This window comes from Deltaproteobacteria bacterium, assembly GCA_016933965.1.
Classification (GTDB): domain Bacteria; phylum Desulfobacterota; class Syntrophia; order Syntrophales; family UBA2210; genus JAFGTS01.
Map to the genome: position 1 here is coordinate 74281 of JAFGTS010000006.1, position 26021 is coordinate 100301.

Genomic DNA, 26021 nt, shown 5'->3' on the forward strand with positions numbered 1-26021 from the left:
GAATGCTCGGAAATCAAAAATTCAAAAACGCAGGTATTCCGACCTTTTCCTTTTATTACAGTATGTTAAAGAGACTTTTTGAGTTCTTCAATATGTGAAATACGTTCAATAATTGCATCAAAAATGAACCAAAGGGGACCCAAAAGGACCCCAAGAAAAACCAGTTTTTTCTTCTGAGAGAAGGCTTAAAATCACATAAACCCGACTAATGAGAATGTGTTTCAAAAATAAACCGCTGTTCCAGTCGTGAGACTGAAACAACAATCTTCTTTACAAGCCATACAATAAGGAAACTGGATAACCTTTTTCTTGTTACCCTTGTCGACATATCAAGAAGGTATTGTATCTACGTTTATGAAACTCGGTTCATGAATCGGTATTATTATGTCAGCCATCTCATTTACTCGAGCCTGGCTCTTATATGTTTCAACTAGATCAAGATGTATCGCTGGCGGAATAACAGTCATTCCTCTTTTTATTAAAGCGACATCCGGCCTAAAATTAGCCAGACAACTGCAAGCTCCGTAAATTATCGCTTTTCCTTTGCCGGTTTCAACACTTACTGATTGTGTGCCTGTCGTGTGTCCCGCAGTCAGTAATACATCTATGCCATCCATAATGTTAGTATCGCCTTCAACTGTTTCCATGTTGTTAATAGCACCTATCAGGTCCTCGGGATATGAGCCCTTGAATAAAGGAAATTCATTCCATTTCGGTGCCTCTTCCAACTCCACTTTTTGAACGATAAAGGTAGCATTTTGAAATTTGGGCGCCAGTGCTATATGATCGTGATGAAGATGAGTTAAGATAACAATATCAATATCATCTGGCCTTACCCCCCACTTTCCAAGACCCTCTTCCAAACTCTGAATAGTTTTGGCCCCGGGAAAACCTCGTTCAGCAAGTATTTCGGCGTTCGGTCCAGCATCAACGCACACTTTCTTGGAACCACCTTCTATGTACCATACGTATACCGTCAAATCGACTTTCTGCCCGTAGTTTTGCAGGTGAGTCAACTTGGGCATATCTGTACTGACTGACATAAGCGGAATCGGGTGGATCAAATATTCTGATGTCATTTTCCCCTCCATCATAAAACCTGCATTTGAATCGGGTTCTAAAAGAGTATCAATTACCATTATCCCTTTCTTTTTATTAGTGATATGGCCGCACTTATCATGAATCGTGTGTCATGTTTTTTTAAATGACTGTTGAAAAAATAAATTAAATGGCGTAGTTGTTGCAATATATTTAGAATATTATCCGCTGAAGCTGAAGCGGATAAGCATTATCTCATTTCACAATAAAGAGGTGAAGCATGATACCCAGGATAAGAAAAGTTTTATATACAACGGATCTTTCAAAGAACTCTGCCTATGCCTTTCGGTATGCTATCAATACGGCTCGACAGCATAACGCAAAAATCCATATTCTCCATGTGATTGAAGCACTACCGCCAACAGCTGAAACATTTCTTCTATTGAACCTCGGGAAGAAGAAAGTTGCTCAAACACGTCAGGGATTGCAGGAAGAATTGCGCAAGAAAATAGAGGAACGTATAGCAAAATTCGCAGAAATAGAATTGAAAGATGAGCCTGAGACACTAAAACGGATTGTAGGCATTCACGTTGTTTACGGAGATCCAGTTTCAGAGATTTTGAGTAAGACGGATGAGCTTGGCTGTGACACGATTATTATGGGAACCCATGGAAAGGGGACCGTTACTCATACCTTTTTAGGTAGTGTTGCAGAAAAGGTACTCCGTCGTATTCGAAAACCCGTTTATATCATCCCCTTGCCGAAAGGCGATATCGACATCAGTTTTAAAGAAATCTGATTGGTTCGGTCTTGAAAACCAGGGAGGCCTATCTGCAAGATTACGTGCGCTCAATGTATTGAAGCGATAACGCACTATGAGAATGAACGTATCCTCGTAAAAAATTGATTGCGTGAAACCTAAAATTCTATGCCAGCACGCTCTTTTATCCCTGCTGCATAATGGTGTTTGATTTCAGTTACTTCACTTACCATATCAGCCAGTTCGATAACGTCCTGGTGGGCATATCGACCGGTTATCACAAGATCCATTTCCGGTGGTTTTGTGCGTATCAACTCCAGTACTTTATCACGATCGACCAGGTTGAAATCGAGAGCTACATTTAATTCATCGAGGATGACCATGTTATGTTGATTGGCCCCGACCACCTCATACGCTCGCTCAAGGCCTTTTTGGGCAAGTTCAATATCCACGGGTGCGGGATTATCTCTTATGACAAAACTGTCGAGACCAAATGTTTCAATGGTAAATCCCGGAAGGTGGGTCTCTGCCGCAACTGCTTCACCGTACTTTCTTCCTTTCATAAACTGAATCATGTGGACCGTGAACCCATGGCCGATGGCCCTCAGTGCCTGTCCCAGGGCGGAGGTTGTTTTACCTTTCCCATTCCCCGTTATCACCATTACTAGTCCATGCTGCTCATGCGTCTTTATTACCTCTTTAACACGTTCGTTCATTTCAAAGACTCCTCATGAATAGAAGAAAAAACCTGGGAGGTATGTAATATAAACAAAGGAAAGAGATTCTTGATGGCAACCTTTGCTTCCGGGATATTATCCTCAATGTTGCATATGACACGAGAAGCTATGTGTCTGTTACCTTCCCTGATTTTCTCAACATTATTCATGCTATTGCTGCCCCCATTCTCTGAATTGATCGCAGGTGCTTTCCCCCGGATCAGATTGCTCTCTCCTCAATGGACACATTTTTTCTGATCCATTCCACAATTGATTCCAGCGTTGAGCCGGGGGTAAAGATCGCCTTGATCCCCGCATCATGCATTAATTGAGAATCCTGATCCGGGATGATCCCTCCGCCTATAACGGTAATATCGTCAGCGCCTTTATTTCGCAGTAATTCCACTACCCGGGGAAAGAGATATCGATGAGCACCGGAAAGGCAACTGAGCCCGACTATATCAACATCTTCCTGTATGGCGGCTTCTGCAATCTGTTCGGGTGTCTGGTGACAGCCCGTATAAATGACCTCGAACCCGGCATCACGTAAAAAGCGCGATAAGATTCTGGCACCGCGGTCGTGTCCGTCAAGTCCCGGTTTGGCAACCATGATACGAAGTTTTCTTTCCGCCATTGCCTCAACCTCCTCTCAGCTCTCTTCAGTACATGGCCGGGTCCGCATATTCGCCGTATATTTCCCGATACACATCACATATTTCCTGGAGGGTCGCCAAGTTTTTGACCGCCTCGATGCAGTGCGGCATGACATTTTCTCCCTTATGGCAGGCTGTGCGGATATCGTTCAGGCTTGCTTTGACCGCCTTGCTGTTGCGCTTTTGTCGCACGTGGTTTAAGCGTTCAATCTGTTTTTTCTCCATGCCGTCATCTATTTCGAGAAATGGAATTTCCCCGGTTTCTTCCGTCTGATATTTATTTACCCCGACCATCACTTTTTCACCTGCTTCGAGCTGCTTCTGAAACTGATATGCGGCGTCTGCAATTTCCATCTGTGGGAAGCCCTTTTCGATAGCAGCGATCATACCGCCCATGTTGTCTATTTTGTGTATGTATTCCCATGCCTTTTCTTCCATTTCGTTTGTCAGGGATTCTATGAAATATGATCCTGCCAGGGGATCAATGGTATTGGCCACACCCGTTTCTTCTGCGAGAATCTGCTGTGTTCTCAGTGCAATCTCCACGGCGTGATCGGTAGGAAGACACCAGACTTCATCGAGGGAGTTGGTATGGAGCGACTGTGTTCCGCCAAGCACTGCCGCAAGGGCCTCAAAAGCCGTTCGGACCACGTTGTTGTACGGTTGCTGGGCAGTCAGTGAGCAGCCTGCCGTCTGAGTATGAAATCGCATCCACCATGAACGGGGGTCTTTTGCCTTGAACCGTTCGCGCATCACTTTGGCCCAAATGCGCCGGGCGGCTCTCATTTTGCAAATTTCTTCAAAGAAATCGATGTGGGAATTGAAGAAAAAGGAAAGTCGTGGTGCAAAATCATCTACGTCAAGGCCTTTCTGTTTCATTACATAGTCCACATACTCGATGCCGTCACGAAGAGTGAAGGCCAGTTCCTGCACTGCCGTGGAGCCGGCTTCTCTGATGTGGTACCCGCTGATACTTATGGTGTTCCATTTTGGAACGTATTTCGTGCCGAATTCAACGGTGTCACTGATCAGTTTCACTGATGGTTCCGGTGGGCACATGAAAGTCTTTTGAGCAATGAATTCCTTCAACATGTCGTTCTGGATCGTCCCACCGATTTTATCGAGAGATACTCCCTTTATCTGCGCTGCCGCGCAGTACATGGCCCATAATACGGATGCGGGAGGATTTATCGTCATCGATGTGGTGATTTTATCCATCGGGATGCCGTCAACGAGCTGCATGAAATCTTCAAGCGTATCGATGGCGACACCGCATTTGCCGCACTCTCCCCGGGCGTGGGGATCATCGGAGTCGTAACCCATGAGTGTGGGAAAATCGAAGGCCGTGCTGAGGCCGGTCTGCCCCTGTTTGAGAAGGAGATGCCACCGATTATTGGTGTCCTTGGCGCTTCCCATCCCGGAGAACATTCGGAATGTCCAATAGCGGCCGCGATATCCCGTTACCTGGTTGCCGCGAAGGTAGGGATACTGTCCGGGATATCCGATGTCACGTTCGAACTCCATGCCCGCGATATCCTCAGGGCCATACAGTCGCCTGATTTCAAGATCTGAAACCGTTGACCAGCGTTCCTTCTGGTCGGCCTGCCTGGCAACGGCCTTTTTGACCTCATCCTCCCATTTCTTTTTCAATACGCCGGATTGATCGGGTGTGTTCTTGGTGAAGTACCCCATTTCTACTCCTTGTGAAGTGTCAATATGGTATTGAATTCTTCAGAGTGTCGAATCAAAGCCGTATTCGCTGCTTATGGTCATCATACAATGTTCCGGGCGATGACGATCCGCTGAACTTCAGACGTGCCTTCATAGATGGCGGTTACCCGTGCATCGCGATACAACCGTTCTATCTTATACTCTGATATATAACCGTATCCGCCATGGATCTGCAGAGCCTTGTATGCTGCCCTGTTTGCCAGTTCCGAGGCAAAGAGCTTTGCCATCGAGGCTTCTTTCGTAAACGGGAGATTTTTATCTTTCCGATCGGCTGCTGACAGAGCGAGCCAGTTCGCTGCCTCGATCTGGGTTGCCATGTCGGCTATCATCCACTGTATTGCCTGAAAGGAACTGATCGGCCGTCCGAACTGCTTTCTGTCCTGAGCGTATTGAACCGCTTCATCCAGACAAGCCCGGGCAATTCCCACCGACTGTGAAGCAATGCCTATCCGACCACTGTCAAGAGCGGTCATGGCCACTTTGAATCCCTGACCTTCCCGGCCCAGTAAATTCTCTTTCGGAATCCTGCAGTCGTCGAAGACAAGTTCCACCGTATCCGAGGCCTTAAGACCCATTTTCTTTTCTTTTTTACCGATGGAAAAACCGGGGGTGCCTTTTTCAACAACCAGTGCTGAGAGCCCACGGTTGCCCCTCTGTGTGTCGGTTCGGACAATAAGATTGATGAGATCGGCATAGCTTCCGTTCGTGATGAACACCTTCGTGCCGTTTACCAGGTAGTGATCTCCCTTGTCTTCCGCGCGTGTCTTCATGCTTCCCGGATCTGAACCGGCGTCAGGCTCTGTGATGGCAAAGGCACCGAGCGTTTCTCCACCAGCAAGGGGCAGCAGATGTTGTTCCTTCTGCGCCTCATTCCCGAATTTCAGAAGAGGTTCGGTGGAAAGGTTTGCCACGGACATGGTAACTGCCGTGGAGGCACAGGCGTAGGCAATTTCCTGCAGGGCCAGGGAATAACTGACCGCTCCCGCTCCAACTCCTCCGTAGTCAGGAGGGACCATCATGCCCATCAGTCCCAGTCCCCCCATCTTTTTTATGACGCTCTGGGGGAATATTTCTTTTTCATCCCATTCGCCGGCGTAAGGCTCCAGTTCCTTCTTGGCGAAGTCCCGAGCCATCAATCTGACCATCTCCTGTTCGCTTGTGAGTTGAAACAACGGGCAGTCCTCCTATGGAACATAAATTATGACCAGAAGCTCCGTGGTCTCTTTTGAGGGATTACTAAGCTTGTGCTGGAGCGCCGAGTTGAAGTGTATGCTCCCTCCCGGCTTCAGTTTTGTTACGTTTTCACCAACCTGGATGGTGAGTTCCCCCTTCAGGACATATATGAATTCTTCTCCCTCATGATGGTATTCAACACCCTTATGCTTTGTCCGGGAATCAATGGTTACGAGATATGCCCTCAGATGCTTATCCATTCCCGGACGGGTCAATGAAGTATAGGCATAGGAATCAACCCTTTTTTTATGGCTTTTCACTCGGCGGCGTGAAGCCTGTTTTTCCTCTTCCGTGTCAAGCTGGGCAACGTCGATTTTGAAAGTCCGGTTGAGCTGCAGGACGAGTGAAACGGGCGGGACGGTCTCGTCGGCTTCGACGTGCTGCAGTATTTCCTTGGTATATCCCGTTTCGTGAGCCAGTTCTTCCAGGCTCAATTCCTGCTCTTCGCGCAGAACGCGTATCCTCTGACCGAATGATTTCCACTTCTTTTCTTTTTTCGGCATAGTCGTCATCACTCCATTTCGATAATCATGGTGACCGCTTCACCTCCTCCGAGGCAGAGCGATGCCTGACCAAGCTGAAGATGCCTTTTCTTCATTTCGTGAATAAGCGTTGTCATTACCCGCGCACCCGATGCCCCGATGGGATGACCGAGGGCTATTGCACCGCCGTTCACGTTGAGCTTGTCGTGATCAATACCTAATACTCTCATGACTCCCACGGTGGACCCGGCAAAGGCCTCGTTGATTTCATGCAGCTCGATGTCGGTTAGAGCGAGTCCCGCCTTCTTCAGTGTTTTGGGAATGGAATGTGCGGGTGCCATGAGAACATGTTCGAGTTCAATACCGGCAGTTCCGCAGGCGATGATCCTGGCGAGTACGGGCAACCCTCTCTCTTTGGCGAGCCTTCTCGATGCAATGACGAGTGCCGACGCTCCATCGCTGATAATCGAGGAGTTCCCGGCTGTAGCGTACCCGACTTTCTGGAATGCCGGTTTCATTTGAGAGAGAACGTCCATGGACGTCGGCCGAGGGCCTTCATCGGTATCGATGGTAATACGCTGGTTCTTTCGATCCAGGTATGTCACAGGAACTATTTCCTCGATAAATTTTCCTGATTCCTGTGCCATGACGCTTCTTCGATAGGATTCACAGGCAAAAGCGTCCTGATCTTCTCTGCTTATCCCCCATTTGCTGGATACAATATCGTTGGTCAGTCCCATGTGAAAATCATTGACGACATCCCAGAGACCATCATGCACCATATGATCTGCGAGATTTCCGTTCCCCATTCGTATGCCGAGCCGCGAATGTGGGAGGTAATGGGGCGCGGCACTCATATTTTCCATGCCTCCCGCTACCACAATGTCAGCAAAGCCGGTCTGTATGTACTGAGACGCCAGTACCGCCGCCATAAGGCCCGATCCACAGACCTTATTGATGGTGATGGCACCTTTTTCGATTGGAATGTCTGCCCTGATTGATGCCTGGCGTGCAGGATTCTGGCCATACCCGCATGGAAGGACCATGCCCATGATGACTTCGTCGATATCGGTATTGCTGAGACCTGCTCGTCTTATTGCTTCCCTGATAACAATGGCACCAAGTTCTGTGCCCGGAAGGTGACTCAATCCCCCCTGAAATATTCCCATGGGCGTTCTGCAGGAGCTTATAATCACAACATCTTCGGCGCGTTTCATAGAAGTTCCTCTTGTCAGTGTGGAATGGTATTTCGACTAGAGAGCCTTTTTTATGGTATCATTCTAAATCATGCATCCTTTCATCCTCTGCTCTGGTAATTAGAAAAATGGGTTTGCTTGTTTTGTATGTGCAGCTTTATTTCCCCAGCTTCTCCCCGACCAGCCTGGGAATGTCTGTAATGATTGCCGCCACGGGCACGCCGGCATCATTAAACGCTGTTACCTTGGAACCATATGTACCCTTTCCTTCAGATACGATTGCCCCCGCGTGTCCCATGGTTTTTCCTTCCGGCGCACTTCGTCCGGCAATAAACGCCACGACTGGTTTCTTGTATTCCTTCTGGATAAACGCTGCTGCCTCCTCTTCCTTTGCCCCGCCGATTTCCCCGATGAGTACAACGAGATCCGTCTCAGGGTCGTCACCGAACATTTTCAATACATCAATATAGGATAAGCCGACGATGGGATCCCCTCCAAGGCCCAGACAGGTCGATTGGCCGTACCCGGCTTCGCTCAACAGGTGGGCTACCTGATAGGTGAGCGTTCCGCTCCTCGACATGATTCCAACATTACCCTTCTTAAAGGCGTTTGCCGGCATGAATCCTGAGATAAATTCACCGGGAGTGATTATCCCGGGGCTATTCGGACCGATCAGAATCGCGTCTGAATCCCGCAGTCTTCTGCGAACGATCATCATGTCGTGGACCGGCACGCCTTCGACGATGCAGATTATCAGTTTCAAGCCGGCATCGATTGACTCGAGAATCGCGTTCTTCGTTGTCGACGCAGGTGTGAAGGTTATGGAAGCGTCTGCAGACTCATGGTCGAGCGCTTCTCGTATGTTGTCGTATATCGGTACCTCATGGACCGTTTCTCCGCTTCTTCCAGGGGTCACGCCAGCCACAATGTTTGTTCCATAGTCGATCATACGCTTGGAATAATATTGCCCCCACTTTCCCGTCATTCCCTGGAAAATCAGTTTGGTATCTTTGTTCGCTATAATACTCATTACCCGTTTACCTCCTTGCCAGTTTTACGGCCATCTTGGCTGATTCATCAATACCGTGTGCGATGTGAATGTTGTCGTATGTACAGTTGGAAACGATTTTTTCCGCCTCTTCCTGGTTCAAGCCCTGAAATCTCACGATGATGGGGATATTGAGTTCAGGCATGCTCTCGATCGCTTCCACGAATTTCTGGGCCATGACATCACTTCGCCCCCCCGTGTAGGTACTGAACAAGATCGAATCAACGCCGCGCTCCGCGAATATTTCCAGGCCTATCTTCGAGGCATTACTTAACAGCCCGAGGCCACCATCCAGGAAATTTGCCGGTTTTCCACCAACCGCGGCAACCTGGTCCATGACCGTCATGGTCATTCCCGCACCGCTGCTTATGATCCCGACATTTCCTCCGACATCGATATATTTGATTGCCGCCTCCTTTTCATTTTCAACCTCTTTATATGCGGCCAGTTCAGGTTGCCGATACAGCGCCATGTCATCAATGTTCAGCCGCCCGTCTGCAGCCATGATGAGGCCGTCCGTGCTGACAACCAGGGGATTGATTTCCGTCAATTCCGCGTCACATCCCTTGTACAGCGCATACAGTTTCGTGATGATCTGGACGACACTGTTGATGTCTTCTTTCGCGATCCCGCAGGAATATGCCAGATCACGCGCATCGTACTCCTGAAGCCCGTAAAGGAAATCGACGTGCTTCTTGCTGATCTTGTCCGGATAGGTTTTGCTGACCTCCTCGACGTCCATTCCCCCTCTCGAGCTGACGATTGCCATTGGACAGTATGCGTCACGATCCGTTATGATCCCCACATAGTATTCACGAGCGACATTGATTTTTTCTTCGAGTAATACCTGTTTTACCTTCAATCCCTTGATTTCAGACTTAAGAAGTTTCTCCCCCTGTGTTATTCCTTCTTCCGGGGATTCAACTATTTTGATTCCGCCGGCCTTTCCCCTTCCTCCCGTGAGGACCTGTGCCTTCAGTACCGAAGGGAATCCAATACTCTCAAAGGCGCTTGCCAATTCACCGGGGCTGCTGACCAGCACACTTTGAGGCACGGGTATGTCGTATTTACGAAAGACGGCCTTGGCTTGGTATTCTTTGCACTTCATAATATTCCTCCCTTTTGTATTAAAACGTGTTTGTCCATGTCATTCTTCGTTTTTCCGAGATCGTTGAGTAGGTAAGAAATTTTTTAATAGAGGATGCTTCGTTATAACTGCCGTTTTGTGATTCAATCATATGCAAATTAAATACCATGATGAAAATCTGCGGTGTAATAAACGATGAGCCGGGATGAAGGAAAACGGTCACGTCAATTAATATAAGGAGGCAGATCGTCTGCAAGAAGCAGTGTTTGCACTAGGAATGATTATAGTGATCAGCAATGTGTGGAACATTCCGGGGGCACAGCAGCGCACCTTAATAACAGAGTCATATAGGAATGCTATTCGGCCATGTTCTGAACGGTGACTTTGGAAAAGCGGGCGAATGAAATGGCACTGATACATCCAAACAGTGATAACATTATCCACCCCCAGAAATACCCCACGGTATCGGATATGATTCCAAATATCGGCGGACCCAGGATTATCCCTGTCCAGCAGACAGTAATGGTAATGCCTGTTACCGCGCCGGCCAGTTTGGGACCGGCTATTTCCGCCCCCAGCGTGAGGTACACGGCATTCCAGCCCATGAAGGTAAAGCCCAGCAATATGCAACAGAGAAATATCAAGAAAAGCGGGGATGACGGTGAGAAAAATGCGACACAGAGAGCGGTCGCGCACGCAATTACACTCAGGATAATAATCGGTTTTTGCCTGTCTCCCCCAAATATCCGGTCACTGATTATGCCCCAGATGATCCTTCCTGCTGTTCCCGCCATCATGAAAAGAGAAAGACAGATGCCGGACATGGCAATTGAGAGGTTGAGGTCCTCTTCCAAATATAAAACCAGAAAAGAGGCTATGCATGTTTGAGATGAGGCGAGCAGCATGGAAACAAAGCAGAGAAGCCTGATGGACCTTTTGGACCATAAGTCAGAGAAGTCTTTTCGCCAATTGGATGGCGGAGATGGTGCGTTGGTGGAATTGGCGGCGGGTGCCGTAACCGGCTGTTCCCGGTAATAGACACATGATGCTATGGCGATAATCAGCATCAACGCACCGGTGGTTATCATGGCCACTCGCCACCCATATGCAATTGACAGGGCGGGCAATAATACGGCTCCCAATGCCCCTCCCAGGGTCACCCCGGTCTGCTTGATGCCCATGACAGTAGCCCTGGTCGTGCTTCGGAACCATATCATAATTGCCTTGGTGGAAATTTGATTGATCATTCCATAACCAATCCCCGATATTCCGGCCAATATGATGATAATGGAAAAGTAATTTGCAGCCGAGAGAAGAATGAAGGAGCCACCCATGATGGCCAGGGCGATGATCAGCATGATGCGGGATCCCAGCCGGTCAACCGCAATTCCTGACGGTAACGCTATGATGACGGAAAAAAGATATAACGATGAGACAATAGTTCCTATCTGGGTACGACTGATACCAAACGCATCCCGTAAAAAGGGTGCCATCGGGCCCCAGGAATACGCTCCCAATGACATGACCAACTGCGCAGTGGTCAGGAGTCCGAGAATCATCCACCTGTAATGATCGCCATTTGAAACACTCACTGCTGAGCGTTCAGTGTTCATGATTGGAGCACCTCATTATGTGTTGTAGACGCGGATACCGGAAATTTCTGCAAGAATCTGACCAACAATAAAGCGGGAGATCAAAATTTACTCTGGATTTTTATTTGAGGCATTTTTATGTCGGTTTAGTGGTGGGAAAAGATAAATAATATCAAAAAAGGAATACATTCTCCTGATGATTGGAGGATATCCTTGATGTATAAAAGATTAAAGTACGAATTTTACATACCAGATATCCCTATTACGTATCATCAGAAAAATTTTCTGATTTTATTATATATTTTAAAATTTCCGATGCGCCGGAATAGGGATCAATTTCACGCCTCATAACTTTATTAATTACTTCATTAGCAGATCCGTTATTATCTAAGTATCTTTGAACTAAATCTTTCCATTGGTGATGTAATATATCCAGCACTTCTGTTTTTTCTTTCTCTTGTTGTTTTAATTTGAGGATATTATGCTTTTGGAGATAGTCATAGTGTTTGTTAATGGTTTGAAATAATTCATCGATTCCCTCATCAGTAGAGGATGAGGTTTTTACAATAGGAGGTAACCAATCTTGTTTTTTGTAATGCATGCTGAGCATCGTCTCAATTTCCGTAACAATTCTGTCAACACCCGGTAAATCGCATTTATTGACCACAAAAATATCAGCAATTTCCATAATACCTGCTTTCATGGTCTGGATGCTATCACCAGCATTTGGTGTAAGGATAACGACGATACAGTCTGCAATATTTATTATATCAACTTCTGCCTGGCCCACTCCAACTGTTTCAACAATAATCCAATCTTTCCCGAATGCATCCATTATCTTGACAACATCTTTTGAATTTCTTGCAAGACCTCCTAGACTGCCCCTTGTACCCATGCTTCGTATAAATATATCTTTGTCTAGAGAGTGATTCTGCATCCGGATCCGATCCCCCAAAAGCGCTCCTCCAGTAAAAGGGCTTGTTGGATCGACTGCCACTATGCCCACGGTTTCATCGTTTTTTCTGATTTTATTTACAAGATTATCTATAAGGGAGCTTTTGCCGACACCAGGGGAACCAGTAAAACCAATTATTTTAGCCTTCCCCGTTGAATGGAATTCATTTTTAAGAATGTATTCACGCCCGGGCCTTTCGTTTTCAATCTGAGATATTATTTTCGCCAATGCCCGTCGATTTCCTTGCCGAAACTCCTTGAGTAAGTCTTGCAATGTAATATACTCCCTAGAATATTTCGTATTTATTGATAAATTGCAATATTCATACCTGGAAATCGTGTATTTATGGTGCATTTTTATTTAATTTATATTTATGGACTCTCCTGACGAAGGTTGGTTGACTTATTCCAAGCGCGTCTGCAGCGGCATAAGTATTACCGTATTTTTCAAAAGTGGTTTTTATAATATCTCTTTCAAAGTTTTCCACTGCATCTTTTAATTTCCCTCGATATTCCTTTTCACTTATTTTTTTACCACAAATTGATCTAGGCAAATCTTCTGGTTCAATTTTATCCTTATGTGAAACCAAAATTGTGCGTTCTACTAAATTGGCTAGCTCTCGAACATTTCCGGGCCAATTATAATTCAACAGGTATTGCATTGCTTGGGGTGAAAAGGTTTTTCGAGTTGCATATTGTTTGTTAAATTTTTCCAAGAATTTGTTAATTAATGCGATTATATCAGATGGTCTTATTCGCAATGGTGGTATTACTAATGGTAACACATTGAGTCGGTAATACAAATCCTGACGAAATTCATTATTATAAACCATCTGTTCCAGATTCCTATTTGTTGCCGATATGATTCTTGTATTTATTTGAATTGGTTTTGTGCCGCCCACACGCGTAAATTCTCGCTCTTGTAAGACTCTGAGTACCTTTCCTTGCAGAGTTAAGGAAAGGTCGCCGATTTCATCAAGAAAAAGAATACCTCTATCAGCTAATTCAAAAACACCTTGCTTACCTCTACTGTTAGCTCCTGTAAACGCGCCTTTTTCATACCCAAAAAATTCAGATTCAAGGAGATGTTCTGGAATTGCAGCACAATTTACTTTAATAAAATCACCTTCTTCTTTTCTATCACTATTTTCATAAATTAATTGAGCCACGAGTTCCTTGCCAACTCCTGATTCACCTAAAATGAGCAATGTTGTGTCGAGTTTTGCAAATCGAAAAGCCAACTCCAAGACACGCTTCATTTCTTCACTTTCAGCAATTATATAATTTTTCTTATTTTCGATAAATTGATTGAATTTCCGTATGTTTAATAGTTCATCTTGAAGCTTCTTGAGCTCTGTGACATCACTTATAATAGAGATGATTCTTTCAATGTTTCCCTCATCATCGATGATCGGTATGCCCATTACCATACATTCTTTTCCTGTTGGATAAGATTGCATAATTGTAACTTCTTGCTTGTTTTCAAGAACAGCTAATACCACAGATTCATCAATATATTTTTTTCTAATAAAATCATTTACGTGTGTTCCGATTGTATAACTTTTTTTTAGTCCTGTCAGTCTATATACAGCTGAATTAACCTCAATCAGGAAACCATCTTTATTGAATACACATATTCCGTTATTTAAATTTTCAAGAATCAATTTTAATTCAGAAATTTCCCTTTTTAATTCGTTGATCTTTAAGGATTTGGAATCGTTATAATTATGTGACATTATATACCCTATGATATACTCTATGATTCACATATGAATTTTGATTCAAAAATAAATCCCCTCAATATGTATACATTTATTTGGAGTCAAAGTCAAATATGAATTAAATTTTACAACTTCATATCATTTTGGATGATAAACAATATCGAAAGTGGTTCATAGCAATACATGAGGCTTCTTTTGATAATAGGTATAGGTAGATCATAATGTTTTGTATTTCATAATATTAGATGGTGTGTATGAAACGTAAGTTTTTATCGTTCATATGTAGAACTGGCATGATTCATGTAACATAAGATGTCAGATTAAAATTTGATGGTCTTCCGTATCAGGTAATAAAAAGGAGGATATATTTGAATATGGATAATTCAGAAAAAAAAATAATGAAAGAAAAAGATCGGTGGACTAATGAAAGCCTGAGCAAGAAACCAGTTAAACCAGTTCGTACAGATGCGGGGATGGATGTTGACGTACTGTATGTACCCAAAGAAAGGTCTCAGGAAAAGTATCTCAAAGAAATTGGATTTCCTGGAGAATATCCTTTTACACGGGGCGTGCAGCCATCCATGTATCGAGGCAACGTATGGTCATTTAGACAATATGCAGGATACTCGACAGCGGAAGAGTCGAATAGACGGTACAAGTTTCTCTTGGAACATGGTCAAACCGGTCTGAGCGTTGCGTTTGATCTGCCCACCCAATTGGGTTTTGACTCAAGTGATCCTTCAATATTGGCTGATGAAGTCGGGAGAGTTGGTGTCGCAGTTGATAGTTTGGAAGATATGGAGCAACTTTTTGAAGGAATACCACTTGATCAGATTACCACATCATTTACATGTAACGCTCAGACTGTCGTAATTCTGGCTATGTATATCATTACAGGTGAAAAACAGGGTGTGCCCATGGGAAAATTACGGGGCACCTTACAAAATGATATTATTAAAGAGTATCTTGCAAGAGGGACATATATATTCCCACCCAAACCGTCTCTCCGACTCACTGCGGATGTCATTGAGTTCTGTTCCAAAGAGGTACCCAAATTCAACTCCATCAGTATTTCAGGTTATCATGTCAGAGAATCCGGCGCCAACGCTTATCAGGAAGTAGCCTACGCATTGTCTGAAGCACGTACGTATACGGATGAAGTTCTCAAAAGGGGACTTGACGTGGATGATTTTGCTCCCCGTTTAAGCTTTATTTTTTCAAGCAGTCTAGAGTTATTCGAAGAAGCCGCCAAACACCGAGCGTGTAGGCGTTTATGGGCAAAAATTATGAAGGAAGAATATGGTTCCAAAGATCCCAGATCCCAGATGATGAGATTTTTTGCTGGGTGCGATGGTTCATCATTTGCGGCAAAGGAACCCTTGAACAATATTATTCGTGCTACTTTAGAATGTCTAGCTACTGTTCTGGGTGGAGCTCAATCTTGTCACGTTATGTCATATGATGAAGCATATACAATACCTACCGAGGAATCAGCTCGTCTTTCTTTACGCACACAACAAATTATAGCTTATGAAACGGGGATATGCAGTACAGTTGATCCCCTTGGGGGATCGTATTACGTCGAACATCTCACTGACGTGATTGAGGAAAAAGCAAGAGAAGAAATGAAATGGGTTGAAGACAACGGAGGAATGGTTGCTTGTGTAGAAAAGGGCCTAATCCATGAGAAACTGGCAAAACAAGCATATGAGAAAGAAAAAGCCATCAGAAATGGCGAGCGGACTGTTGTTGGAGTTAACAAATATATAATGGGTGAATCCAAAGATGCACAAACAGGCCGAGAAAATGCGAAGACAGGTATTGAGTTATCGAAAGTTGATCCCGATGTTTACAAAAAACAACTAAAGAAACTCAATAATATAAGAAAAAATAGGGATAACGCAAAAGTTGAGAAACTACTGAATGATCTGAAAAAAGCTGCTGAATCCGATAACGAGAACGTAATGCCCTATGTTCTGGATGCGGTGCGCAACTATGCCACAATGGGTGAAATGATTGGTGTACTTAAAAGTGTTTACGGCACTTTCAGATGTCCGACAGGTATATGATGCAATACATCTTAAGGTAGAGTGCGGGAGGAATGCATATGCAGGATGAAAAGATAAGAGTGTTAATTGGAAAACCAGGGCTTGACGGTCATGATCGAGGGGCAAAAGTTGTGGCATTGGTACTCAAGGATGCCGGTATGGAAGTTATATACACGGGTTTGCATCAATCGCCAGAGCAAATAGTTCAGGCTGCAATTGATGAAGATGTCGATGTGATAGGTTTAAGTGTACTTTCCGGTGTTCATATGAGTGCGAGCAAGAAAGTTTTAGAATTGTTGAAAAAAGAAGGCATGGCAGGTGAAAAGATAATTATGGTTGGAGGTACTATCCACTCTGATGAGGATATTGTGGAATTAAAAAAGATGGGGGTTAACGGTGTATTCCCGACCGAAAGTTCATTTGAGGATATAGTCAGTTTCGTTCGTAAGGCTGTCGAGGAGAAGAGGACCCAGAGAAAATGATGCATTCCCCCTGATCTGAACTTTTGACCTACTGCATGAGGTGCGCAATGGATGACAAAACAAAGTCTCACTTCGAGAAAAACTATCCGGCCTCGTCCGGACCCGAGGCACAGGGGTCATTGGCGAAAGCGCTGTACGAGAAGGGTGGAGCCGAAACACTGCCACTCATAGCATCCATATTCAGGAGGCTGGGTGCCGTGCAGGGCGTAAAAATGAGAAAGAAACTCGGGTGTGAAGATTTCAAATCGGCAGCATGGGGCCTTTTCGGCCCCGCATTGAAAGCGCAACCGCCGCGAGCTGAGTTCATTGAACTTACGGATAATAAGCTTGTCATCAAGGCGTTTACCTGCAGACTGGGTCTTTTTGGTGCGGGAAGGAATCTGTGCGAGGCTATCATGGAAATTGACAGAGCGATGGTCAGCGGAATGGTCGGCAAAGACGTTGACATGAAAATAGAAAAAACTCTCGCCGCCGATGATGACTGCTGCCTTATTGAAATTAGAATTGTTTAAGGAAGGAATTCGCTGATGAATGTGAGCATGAAGTTGGCCGAATTCATAACTGGTATCAATTATTCCGATTTTAAATCCGATATCATTGAAAAAAGTAAAGAGGCAGTACTTGATTGGCTCGGTGTAACGATCGCCGGCACGAGAGAAGAAGCCGGGTTGCTGATCAATAATTATGTGATTACTCAATGTAGCAAAGGTAACGTATCGATTATCGGAACCCCAATAAAAACCTCGGTTTCAGATGCCGCACTTGCAATGGGGACCCTCTCGCATGCACTGGATTTTGACGATATCTCCTGGCCGATGATCGGGCATCCGAGTGTCACGATTTTGCCGGCAATATTTGCTCTCTGTGAGGAGAAAGAATTACCCGGTTGGAAGGGTCTTGAAGCGTTTGTTACGGGATTTGAGGTAGAATCTCTATTGGGAGAGGCAACTAGTGAATACCATTACCATCATGGATGGCATACCACAGGTACTCTTGGACCTCTCGGATCGGCCGCCGCATGTTCAAAAATTCTTGAACTTGATGCACAGAAAATTTGTAATGCCTTAGGTATTGCTGCATCACATGCCTCGGGGCTTCGTCAGAATTTTGGTACGATGACGAAACCTTTGCATGCCGGCAACGCCGCCCGCGGGGGTCTGGTAGCGGCCCTTCTCGCCAAATCAGGTTTTACCGCAGACGAGAGTATTTTCGATGCCGCTCTCGGTTTTCCCAATGTCTTCTGTGGAAAAGATAATCATAAAATATTCGAACTTGATCAAAAACTGAATTTGAATAAACCCTGGTCTCTTTTAAATCCCGGTCAAACGTTAAAAAAATATCCGAGTTGTGGTCTGACCAGTGCGGCTATTGATTGTATGATTGATCTTTGCCATGAGCAAAACATAATCGCATCTGAAATTAAAGAAATTGAATGTGCCGTTGCTCACGAAGTCACCAATGTTTTGATTAGAAACAGGCCCCAGAGTGGGCTAGAAGGCAAATTCAGCATGGAATACTGCCTTGCTGTCGCGGCATTGGATAATATCGTGGGCTTAAAACAATTTACTGATCACAGGGTAGCCGCTGATGATGTACAGGACCTGTTGCGTAGGGTGACAATTGTCACTGATGATTCCTTACATATGGGCGAATCCAGAGTCAGGATTACAACGGACAGGGGAGTTTACGAAAAAGCTTCGTTGCATGCCATTGGTACCCCTGAGAATCCCATGACCTATGATGAAATCAAAGACAAATTTCGGATGTGTTCCGAGGATATCCTCAACAATGACGTAATTTCTCAAATTATTGATTCCGTCACGATACTAGACGATATTAAGAATTTAAAGTATTTCGTCAGCTTAACTTGTCCAATGTGATTAATGAATATGAGAGATACAATGATAGAACGGCGACTGCGCAACAAGTTATTACGTGATCGAGTTGTTTCTCCTGAGGTTGCTGCGTCCTTTGTAAAAAGTGGTATGACGTTGGGAACATCTGGAGAAACAAAAAGAGGGTGTCCTTCGGCATTCTTTCACGCTTTAGCCGAAAGGGGGAAGAAGGGCGAGGTTAAGAATCTCACTCTTTGCACCTCCAGTTTGCCCGATGAAATACATGGCATCCTGGCTGATTGTGGCGCCTTAAAACGAAAATTAGGATCGCAAGGCCATCCTGCTCTGAGGAAGTGTATTAATTCTAGGCAGGTCTTGTGTGATGATGTGAGAGCCGATATGCTCTTGTACCGAATGAGATGCGGTGTTTTAGGCAAGTTAGATTTGGCAGTAGTCAACGCCATTGCTATTAATGAGGAAGGATTTATTATTCCTTCACATACTGCTATTGATATAAGTTCATACATTGAAGCTGCTGAACATGTAATTGTAGAGATTGATTGTTCTATACCCTTAGCACTTGAAGGTATGTACGATCATTATTTGCCTTCACTATATCCATTCACAAGGGAAATACCTTTGTGCAAGGTGTCACAGCGGATCGGCGTCCCTTATATTCCCGTACCTCAAGAAAAAATAAAATACATAGTGATCTCTAATCTTCAAAAAAGTGGGGTGCAAGCGATACTCCCCGATGAAAAAAGTCAAAAACTAGCAGAGCATCTAGTTAAATTCCTAAAACACGAGATACATGAAGGAAGGCTCCCGCCTAATTTATATCCGATTGAAATGGGTCTGGGTGGAATTTCGGGAGCGATATTGAAGAATTTGTCAAAGTATGACTTCAGAGATGTGGAGATCTTCAGTGCGGTAGTTGGAGATGCTGTGTTGGATTTAATAGATGCCGGTGTTTGCACAGCAGTGACTGGTGGAGGATTATTACTTTCGGATGATGGTTGGCAGGCTTTATGCGATAACATCGACAAATATAAACAAGTAATAATTTTGCGTCCATTAGAGCTAACTGATCATCCGGAGTTGGTCAGGCGGCTAAAACTTATAGCTCTTAATGGAGCTATTGAAGCTGATATATACGGTCATATCAATGCAAGCCATGTTTTTGGAACCAGGTTGGTTAATGGTGTAGGGGGGTTACATGTATTTGCAAGTAACGCATATTTATCCATTTTTGCATTAATTTCATCCAATGATTCAGGGGATATATCATCAATTGTACCAATGGTGAGTCACGTTGATATCCCGGAGCACTGTGTTGACGTAATAGTGACAGAAGTTGGACTTGCTGATTTACGAGGATTATCTCCCGTTGAAAGGGCTGAGAATATAATTAACAATTGTGCGCATCCCGATTACAAACCTCTTTTAAGAGAGTATCTCAGAAGGGCTGAAAAAGAAGTGGGGGGACATGAACCACATATTCTTGAAGAGGCCTTTTTGTTCCATCAACGGTTTAAAGAAAAGAAAACAATGAAGTTAGAAAAATAAGATCAGAAATGAATCATATTGATGATACCAGTATTGGATAATAATTTAGGGGGTGTCTTTGAAATTAAAAAAGAAAGGTGGCGACAGTAAGAAAACATTCGTTGTGAGAAGCGGATCTTTAAAAATCATCATAAAAATATTTACTTAACATTCTATCAAAAGGGAGGGAAAAAGAATGGCTAAGAAAACATTATCAATATTGATTCTCATGGTTATGTTTACCTTTGTGGCAATTATGCCGGGATCAATTGCCGATGTCCAAGCAGAGGTAATTAAGGTAAGCATGATAGGTACCCTGCCAGTTGGACACCACCTCACAAAAGCACTTGAAATGTATAAAAAGTACGTTGAAGAAAACTCCAATGGACGCGTACAGATCGACATATATCCAGCTCAACAACTTTATAATGACAAAGATTTGGTGAGTGTATTGCCACGCGGTGCTGTTGATATGGCGATAGCAAATCTTGATATGTGGACCGGATTAGTGCCTGCAGCAGGGTTCTTTTTTATACCGATGATGTTTAAAGATGAAGACGACCTTTTTCGTGCCGCACATGGAGTTCCTGGAGACATACTAGCTCAAAACTTGGAAAATTGTAACGTAAAGGCTATTGGGTGGTGTCTTTACGATACAATTAGCATGATCTTTAAAGATCCAGTTGTTCAAATAGAAGATTTTAAAGGCAAAAGGATGCGGGCCTATGGACAAACAATTTCATATTTTGAGGAAGCTCTTGGTGCTTCACCAACAATGATGAGTTCGGGAGAAGTTTATCAAGCATTGCAAAAAGGAACTATAGATGGAGCAATGTCAGGTATAACATCTTTTGACGCGCGTAAATGGTATGAGGTTGCTAAGCACGTACCCGATGTAACATTTACACCCTATCCATATGTAATTGTTGCAAATCTCAAATTTTGGAATTCACTGCCAGAGGATCTACAGAAGGTATTTCTGGATGGGGCAATAACAATAGAAGAATTTACAAAAAAAGCTGCACAAGAAGCTCATGATAAAAGTCGCGACGTTTGTGAAAAAAATGGTGTTGTATTTGATGCAATATCTGATGAGGAACTTGCAAGGTGGCGGCAGGTTTCAGTACCGATTCTGATGAAAAAATTTAAAGAAAACTTTGATCCCAAGGAAGCTGAACGAATGTTTGTTTATATGAAGGAAAACTAAAGCTCTTAACAAGAATGGCTGTTTGTTTCTGAAGTTAATTAGCAATATTTTGGGAGGAATATTGTTTTTATCAAAATTTGGAACATCTTTATGGACTCAAAGCTAAATGCCTAAGTTTTTGATAGGTATTTCATTCCCAAGCAGCAAATATTGGGAAAATCTGAGTTAAAGGAATTTATATGGACGGTAATGTCAAAAGTACTAATAAATTTGAAAGAAATATTATTTTCAAGTCCATAGATTATATCTCTACTTTTATGGGTGGCATTGCAGGATGGGGGATGGTGTCTATCGCTATTATGATGTGCTACGAAATAGTTGTACGCTGGATGGGCAGTCCTACAATCTGGGTAGTCGAAATTAGTGGTTATTCATTGATTTGGTTTGCATTTCTTTCAGCAGCATATGGCTTAAAAGAAGGGAGCCACATTCAAGTTGATATATTGATATCAAGATTGACACCCAAAATACAAAATTTGCTAAATATAATAAACTTTTCCTTATGTTTGTTCTATAGCTTGCTCATTTTCTATTTTAGTTGGGATTTGATGCACTATGCATTTCATGTGGGAGAGAGATCTTCCACGATGTTAAAAGTTCCTATGGGTTTACTGCATCTCGGTGTTTTAATTGGAAGTGGCTTGTTAGCTGTTCAATCTATTAAAGAATTGATTAAAACGGTTGCACAAACTTCACGGTATAAGGGGGATATTGAAATTGGTATTTTTACAAAACCATTTTTTATAATCCCAATATATTTAATTCTTATCGGAATTTCAATATGGATATATTCACATAACCCCGGATTGGGACTTGTATTGTTGCTGATAATTAGTCTTCTTGCGGGAGTGCCTGTTTTTGCATCTCTTGGTTTAGTTGGGTCTCTTGGATTATTTTTCCTCTTGGGTGGCCATTTCGGTTTACAACAAATAAGTATGATCAGTGTTAAGTCACTTGATAGTTTTACTTTATTGGCAATACCCCTATATATTTTAGGTGGACAAATCTTGATGGCATCTGGAATCGGAGAGGATTTATTCAAGGTGTGTAGTCGATGGGTTGGGCACTTACCTGGAGGTGCCATGATAGCAACTATTGGTGCCTGTGCGGTCTTTGCAGCTATTTCCGGTTCCAGTGTTGCGACCGCAGCAACCATTGGCATCATTGCCATTCCCGAGATGCTCAAGAGAAATTATGACCCCAGTCAGTCATACGGTGTTCTCGCGGCTGGAGGCACACTTGGCATCTTGATACCTCCGAGTGCCGCAATGATCATCTACAGCAGTGTTACCGAGGAGTCAACAGGTGCCCTGTTCATCGGGGGGATCATTCCCGGTATTATTCTGGCCCTGTTCTTTGCGGTCTTTGCAGTGATCCGGTGCTCACGCTCCGGCATGTATGAAAAAACAGAGCCATCAAGTTGGCTTGAACGTTTTAGAAGTTTAAAAGAATCTGTATGGGGGCTTCTTGCGCCGGTAATAGTAATCGGCGGCATTTATACCGGCATTTTTACACCAACCGAGGCGGCAGCTGTTGTTGTGGTTTATGCGTTGGCAGTTCTTTTGTTTTCCAGAAGAGTTTCGTTAAAGCAATTACATAAAGTAATGTCAGATGGGACACGAAACAGTACGATGATCTTGTTGATTGTTGTTGGTGCCATGATATTGGGAACTATTGTAACATTTTTGAGAGTTCCTCAAAATTTGTGTGATTTTGTCAGCACGTTACATATGTCCCGCTGGATAATATTGGCTATTTTGTGTGTAAGTTATATATTTCTCGGCATGTTTCTTGAGGTCGTTTCTATATTATTGATCACCATCCCCATTGTTTATCCACTTATAATACAACTTGGTTTTAATGGTCTCTGGTTCGGGGTATTTGTTACCATATTGATGGAAATGGCAATGATCACTCCTCCTGTCGGTCTCAATCTTTATGTAATACAAGGTGTGGCGTCAACAAAACTTGAGCAAGTAGTCAAAGGGGCTTGGCCTTATATGATACTGATGTTGGCATTAGTTCTTATACTGGCGATGTTTCCCAATATCGTTACGTGGCTTCCGGGAACGATGGGATATCAGACTTCATTTTAAATTAGTTCTGACAGACCTCAGATAGGTATTATGCAAAAACTTATTATTCATTTAAAAAATGGTTGTATCAGCACGCTGATAATTAACAGGCCTGAGAAAGCCAATGCATTAAACACGGAACTATTGATGAAGCTTGGCGATACCATACATGCATTGAAGGAGCGGGAACGATATACAGTGTTAGTTCTAAGAGGTGCCGGTGAAAAATCGTTTTCCTCGGGCGGGGACCTGGAAGAAGCGAGAAGTGATCGTGATTTTCAGGATTTCATCAAGGCGTTGGTCTATTTTCAGAACAGTCTTTTAGAGTACCCCTTTCCCGTTATGGCAATGATAAACGGTCGTGCGATCGGTCTTGGAGTTGATATGGCTGCCATGTGTGACATTCGCCTCGCGGCAGATACTGCATCATTTGTCATAAATGCGGTCAAGCTGGGGAGGGTCTATCATCACACAGCGGCCCTGCGGTTAATTAACCTGGTGGGATTCGGCGTGGCGACAGAAATGCTCCTGAGTGGAAAAGAGATAGATGCCCGGCAGGCCGTCGAATATGGGCTCGTAAATCAAGTCTATCCGCTGTCCCTTTTGGAAGAGAGGACATATGCACTGGCTCAGGGCATTGGCACGGGCTGTCATCCGCAGGCAGTGAAGAATACCAAGATAATGCTACAAAAACTGGCCCAGGCACGTCACCGGGGCATGACCCAGAAACTGGAATGGGAGTTGGAGGCATTAACATCCGTGCACGGGTAATTTTCAGTTACGGGGCGATACCGATTGTTGTAACCCGTTGCGAGAAGAGCAAATGCCATAAAGGCCGCACTTCAAAAGTGAACGCCACAAATATAAGGGAGGTACCCAATGATTAAAAAAATAGCCCATATCGGTGTAGCAGTCAGGGATATTGAAGCGGCGGAACGGTTTTATTCCGATGTCCTGTTACTGAAGGGAGGGGATCGGGAAGTCCACGGAGAACTTTCTGCCTCCTTCTTTCCCATCGGCGATACACGGATTGAGCTTCTGCAGTCAGCAACCCCCGAAGGTGTCATATCCAAATTTATTGAGAAAAGAGGGGAGGGAGTTCACCATATCGCCTATGAAGTTGATGACATAGAAAAAGCCCTGGAAACACTGAAGTCGAAGGGGGTCCAGTTGATTGATGAAAAACCGCGGAAAGGTGCGCACAACTCCAAGGTCGCATTTGTTAATCCCCGGAATACATACGGTGTTTTGGTTGAATTGGTCGAGCATCAAAAAAAAAAGATGGATGAATAACGATATCAGGTACGAGCTGGAATGGTGGTATTGATGATGAAGCAGCACGTCAGACGTGTCATGCAACCATGAAATACAGGAGGGATACCGTGGATCTTGAACTTACACAAGAGCAATTGATGTTTCGGGATATGGCAAAGGAATTTGCCATGAGAGAAGTCCAACCTACCGCGCGGGAAAGGGATCGCGAGGAAAAGTTCTTTCCCGATATCATGAAGAAAATGGGTGACCAGGGACTGTTCGGCATTAAAGTCCCCAGAGAGTTGGGGGGACTGGATCTGGATTGGATGACCGTCGGGTTGGTTGTAGAACAACTGTCTTATTATGATTTCTGTGTTGGGATAAATTGTCTGATCGGAACGACACTGCAGATAATGCCGATTTTGACCGGAGGGAATGACGCACAGAAAAAAAATTACATAGCTCAATTGGTAAGTGGCAAAAAGTGCGCTGCGTTCGCCGCGGTGGAGCCGAATGCCGGGAGCGATGCTGTGGCAGTGGAAACCACAGCCACATTAAAAGGCGATGAGTGGATTCTAAACGGAAATAAAACATGGATTACCAATGCGACGCAAGGAGATTGGGCAATCGTTTTGTGCCAGACAGATAAAAGCAAGGGAGTCAAAGGAATGGCATGTTTCATCGTTGAAAGGGATGCCCCGGGATTCTCTTCAACGAAGATTGGTCACAAGATGGGATTCCGTTCTTCTGATACAGGGCAATTGTTTTTCAGAGACTGTCGCATACCCAATGCCAATTTATTAGGTGATATCGGCAGAGGATTGCAACTGGCATTGACCTGTATAGAACACACCCGTTTCGGGATCTCCTTTGCCACGCTCGGCGTTATGGAGGCTTGTATCGATTCGAGCATAAAGTATTGTCTGGAACGGAATCAATTCAGCAAACCCATTGGAAGCTTTCAATTAATGCAAAGTCAGATCGCCGATATGGTTGTTGATTGTGAGGCTTCAAAGTGTCTCGCCTACCAGGCAGCCTATTTGAAAGATAATGGATTGAAATATTCAAGAGAAACATCCATCGCAAAGTTACACAATTCAGAAAAAGCTGCCAAGATTTCTCGGACCGCGGTTGAAATGCACGGCGCCTATGGCATTACTGATGATTTTCCTGTGGAACGATATTATCGAGATATGCTCTCACCGCTGATCTTTGGTGGTACGTCCAATATACAGAGATTGATCATCGGTCGGAATATGCTCGGGATTGAAGCCATCTCACGGTGAGTGCAACAATGTGTTGAAACAAGGTCATAAAATCGTTATTGAAGGCAATTTTTCGACTGCTACATGCATTTTAAATTC

Annotated in this window: 23 protein-coding genes; 11 read left to right on the top strand and 12 right to left on the bottom strand. The window is 44.1% G+C overall.

The features are described 5' to 3' along the window. Positions 1 to 329 precede the first annotated feature (329 nt). Positions 330 to 1139, bottom strand: coding sequence for an N-acyl homoserine lactonase family protein (locus tag JXO48_01545; protein MBN2282553.1), 810 nt, complete (start codon positions 1137 to 1139; stop codon positions 330 to 332). A 179-nt stretch (positions 1140 to 1318) separates the two neighbouring features. Between JXO48_01545 and JXO48_01550 the strand changes: the two genes are divergently transcribed. Next, positions 1319 to 1837 (top strand): universal stress protein, encoded by a 519-nt coding sequence (locus JXO48_01550; GenBank protein ID MBN2282554.1) that lies wholly within the window; start codon positions 1319 to 1321, stop codon positions 1835 to 1837. Between the two features lie 119 nt (positions 1838 to 1956). Here the strand turns inward: JXO48_01550 and cobO are convergent, their stop codons facing one another. The 11 genes from cobO to JXO48_01605 form a co-directional block, all read right to left on the bottom strand. After that, positions 1957 to 2514 carry a cob(I)yrinic acid a,c-diamide adenosyltransferase gene (cobO, locus tag JXO48_01555; protein MBN2282555.1) on the bottom strand — a complete coding sequence of 186 codons (558 nt, stop codon included), beginning with the start codon at positions 2512 to 2514 and terminating at the stop codon, positions 1957 to 1959. 220 nt (positions 2515 to 2734) lie between these two features. Next, positions 2735 to 3148 (bottom strand): cobalamin B12-binding domain-containing protein, encoded by a 414-nt coding sequence (locus JXO48_01560; protein MBN2282556.1) that lies wholly within the window; start codon positions 3146 to 3148, stop codon positions 2735 to 2737. A gap of 25 nt (positions 3149 to 3173) precedes the next feature. Further along, complete coding sequence (locus JXO48_01565) at positions 3174 to 4859, bottom strand: methylmalonyl-CoA mutase family protein (GenBank protein MBN2282557.1); 1686 nt, start codon at positions 4857 to 4859, stop codon at positions 3174 to 3176. Between the two features lie 80 nt (positions 4860 to 4939). Then, complete coding sequence (locus JXO48_01570; GenBank protein MBN2282558.1) at positions 4940 to 6043, bottom strand: acyl-CoA dehydrogenase family protein; 1104 nt, start codon at positions 6041 to 6043, stop codon at positions 4940 to 4942. A gap of 39 nt (positions 6044 to 6082) precedes the next feature. Beyond that, positions 6083 to 6634 carry a cupin domain-containing protein gene (locus tag JXO48_01575; protein ID MBN2282559.1) on the bottom strand — a complete coding sequence of 184 codons (552 nt, stop codon included), beginning with the start codon at positions 6632 to 6634 and terminating at the stop codon, positions 6083 to 6085. 8 nt (positions 6635 to 6642) lie between these two features. Then, a complete protein-coding gene (locus JXO48_01580) occupies positions 6643 to 7830 on the bottom strand; it encodes an acetyl-CoA C-acetyltransferase (protein MBN2282560.1) in 1188 nt (395 codons plus the stop codon). Between the two features lie 136 nt (positions 7831 to 7966). After that, positions 7967 to 8839, bottom strand: a complete 873-nt coding sequence (gene sucD / locus JXO48_01585) for a succinate--CoA ligase subunit alpha (GenBank protein ID MBN2282561.1) — start codon at positions 8837 to 8839, stop codon at positions 7967 to 7969. Positions 8840 to 8846: 7 nt separating this feature from the next. Beyond that, the gene (locus JXO48_01590; GenBank protein ID MBN2282562.1) at positions 8847 to 9965 is read right to left on the bottom strand and encodes an acetate--CoA ligase family protein; all 1119 of its coding nucleotides are present in this window, start codon (positions 9963 to 9965) and stop codon (positions 8847 to 8849) included. A gap of 335 nt (positions 9966 to 10300) precedes the next feature. Continuing rightward, positions 10301 to 11557, bottom strand: coding sequence for an MFS transporter (locus tag JXO48_01595; protein ID MBN2282563.1), 1257 nt, complete (start codon positions 11555 to 11557; stop codon positions 10301 to 10303). 241 nt (positions 11558 to 11798) lie between these two features. Further along, the gene (meaB, locus tag JXO48_01600) at positions 11799 to 12845 is read right to left on the bottom strand and encodes a methylmalonyl Co-A mutase-associated GTPase MeaB (GenBank protein ID MBN2282564.1); all 1047 of its coding nucleotides are present in this window, start codon (positions 12843 to 12845) and stop codon (positions 11799 to 11801) included. Further along, positions 12835 to 14226 carry a sigma 54-interacting transcriptional regulator gene (locus JXO48_01605; GenBank protein MBN2282565.1) on the bottom strand — a complete coding sequence of 464 codons (1392 nt, stop codon included), beginning with the start codon at positions 14224 to 14226 and terminating at the stop codon, positions 12835 to 12837. The genes meaB and JXO48_01605 overlap by 11 nt, the downstream gene beginning before the upstream one ends. A 359-nt stretch (positions 14227 to 14585) precedes the next feature. Between JXO48_01605 and JXO48_01610 the strand changes: the two genes are divergently transcribed. From JXO48_01610 to JXO48_01655, 10 genes are all read left to right on the top strand, one after another. Next, on the top strand, positions 14586 to 16280 hold the full coding sequence (locus JXO48_01610) for a methylmalonyl-CoA mutase (protein MBN2282566.1): 1695 nt from the start codon (positions 14586 to 14588) through the stop codon (positions 16278 to 16280). A 32-nt stretch (positions 16281 to 16312) separates the two neighbouring features. Then, positions 16313 to 16741: a cobalamin B12-binding domain-containing protein gene (locus JXO48_01615; protein MBN2282567.1), complete on the top strand. Its 429-nt coding sequence runs from the start codon at positions 16313 to 16315 to the stop codon at positions 16739 to 16741. A gap of 47 nt (positions 16742 to 16788) precedes the next feature. Beyond that, positions 16789 to 17253: an L-2-amino-thiazoline-4-carboxylic acid hydrolase gene (locus tag JXO48_01620; protein MBN2282568.1), complete on the top strand. Its 465-nt coding sequence runs from the start codon at positions 16789 to 16791 to the stop codon at positions 17251 to 17253. A gap of 15 nt (positions 17254 to 17268) precedes the next feature. Continuing rightward, a complete protein-coding gene (locus tag JXO48_01625) occupies positions 17269 to 18621 on the top strand; it encodes an MmgE/PrpD family protein (GenBank protein MBN2282569.1) in 1353 nt (450 codons plus the stop codon). A gap of 21 nt (positions 18622 to 18642) precedes the next feature. After that, positions 18643 to 20142 (top strand): hypothetical protein, encoded by a 1500-nt coding sequence (locus JXO48_01630; protein MBN2282570.1) that lies wholly within the window; start codon positions 18643 to 18645, stop codon positions 20140 to 20142. A gap of 175 nt (positions 20143 to 20317) precedes the next feature. Beyond that, positions 20318 to 21328: a TRAP transporter substrate-binding protein DctP gene (gene dctP / locus JXO48_01635; GenBank protein MBN2282571.1), complete on the top strand. Its 1011-nt coding sequence runs from the start codon at positions 20318 to 20320 to the stop codon at positions 21326 to 21328. Positions 21329 to 21930: 602 nt separating this feature from the next. Continuing rightward, a complete protein-coding gene (locus JXO48_01640; protein MBN2282572.1) occupies positions 21931 to 23424 on the top strand; it encodes a TRAP transporter large permease in 1494 nt (497 codons plus the stop codon). A gap of 30 nt (positions 23425 to 23454) precedes the next feature. Continuing rightward, positions 23455 to 24174 carry an enoyl-CoA hydratase/isomerase family protein gene (locus JXO48_01645; protein ID MBN2282573.1) on the top strand — a complete coding sequence of 240 codons (720 nt, stop codon included), beginning with the start codon at positions 23455 to 23457 and terminating at the stop codon, positions 24172 to 24174. A 108-nt stretch (positions 24175 to 24282) separates the two neighbouring features. Continuing rightward, entirely contained in the window at positions 24283 to 24696 is a 414-nt protein-coding gene (gene mce, locus JXO48_01650) for a methylmalonyl-CoA epimerase (protein MBN2282574.1), read from the top strand. 89 nt (positions 24697 to 24785) lie between these two features. Next, the gene (locus tag JXO48_01655) at positions 24786 to 25943 is read left to right on the top strand and encodes an acyl-CoA dehydrogenase family protein (protein MBN2282575.1); all 1158 of its coding nucleotides are present in this window, start codon (positions 24786 to 24788) and stop codon (positions 25941 to 25943) included. Positions 25944 to 26021 lie beyond the last annotated feature (78 nt).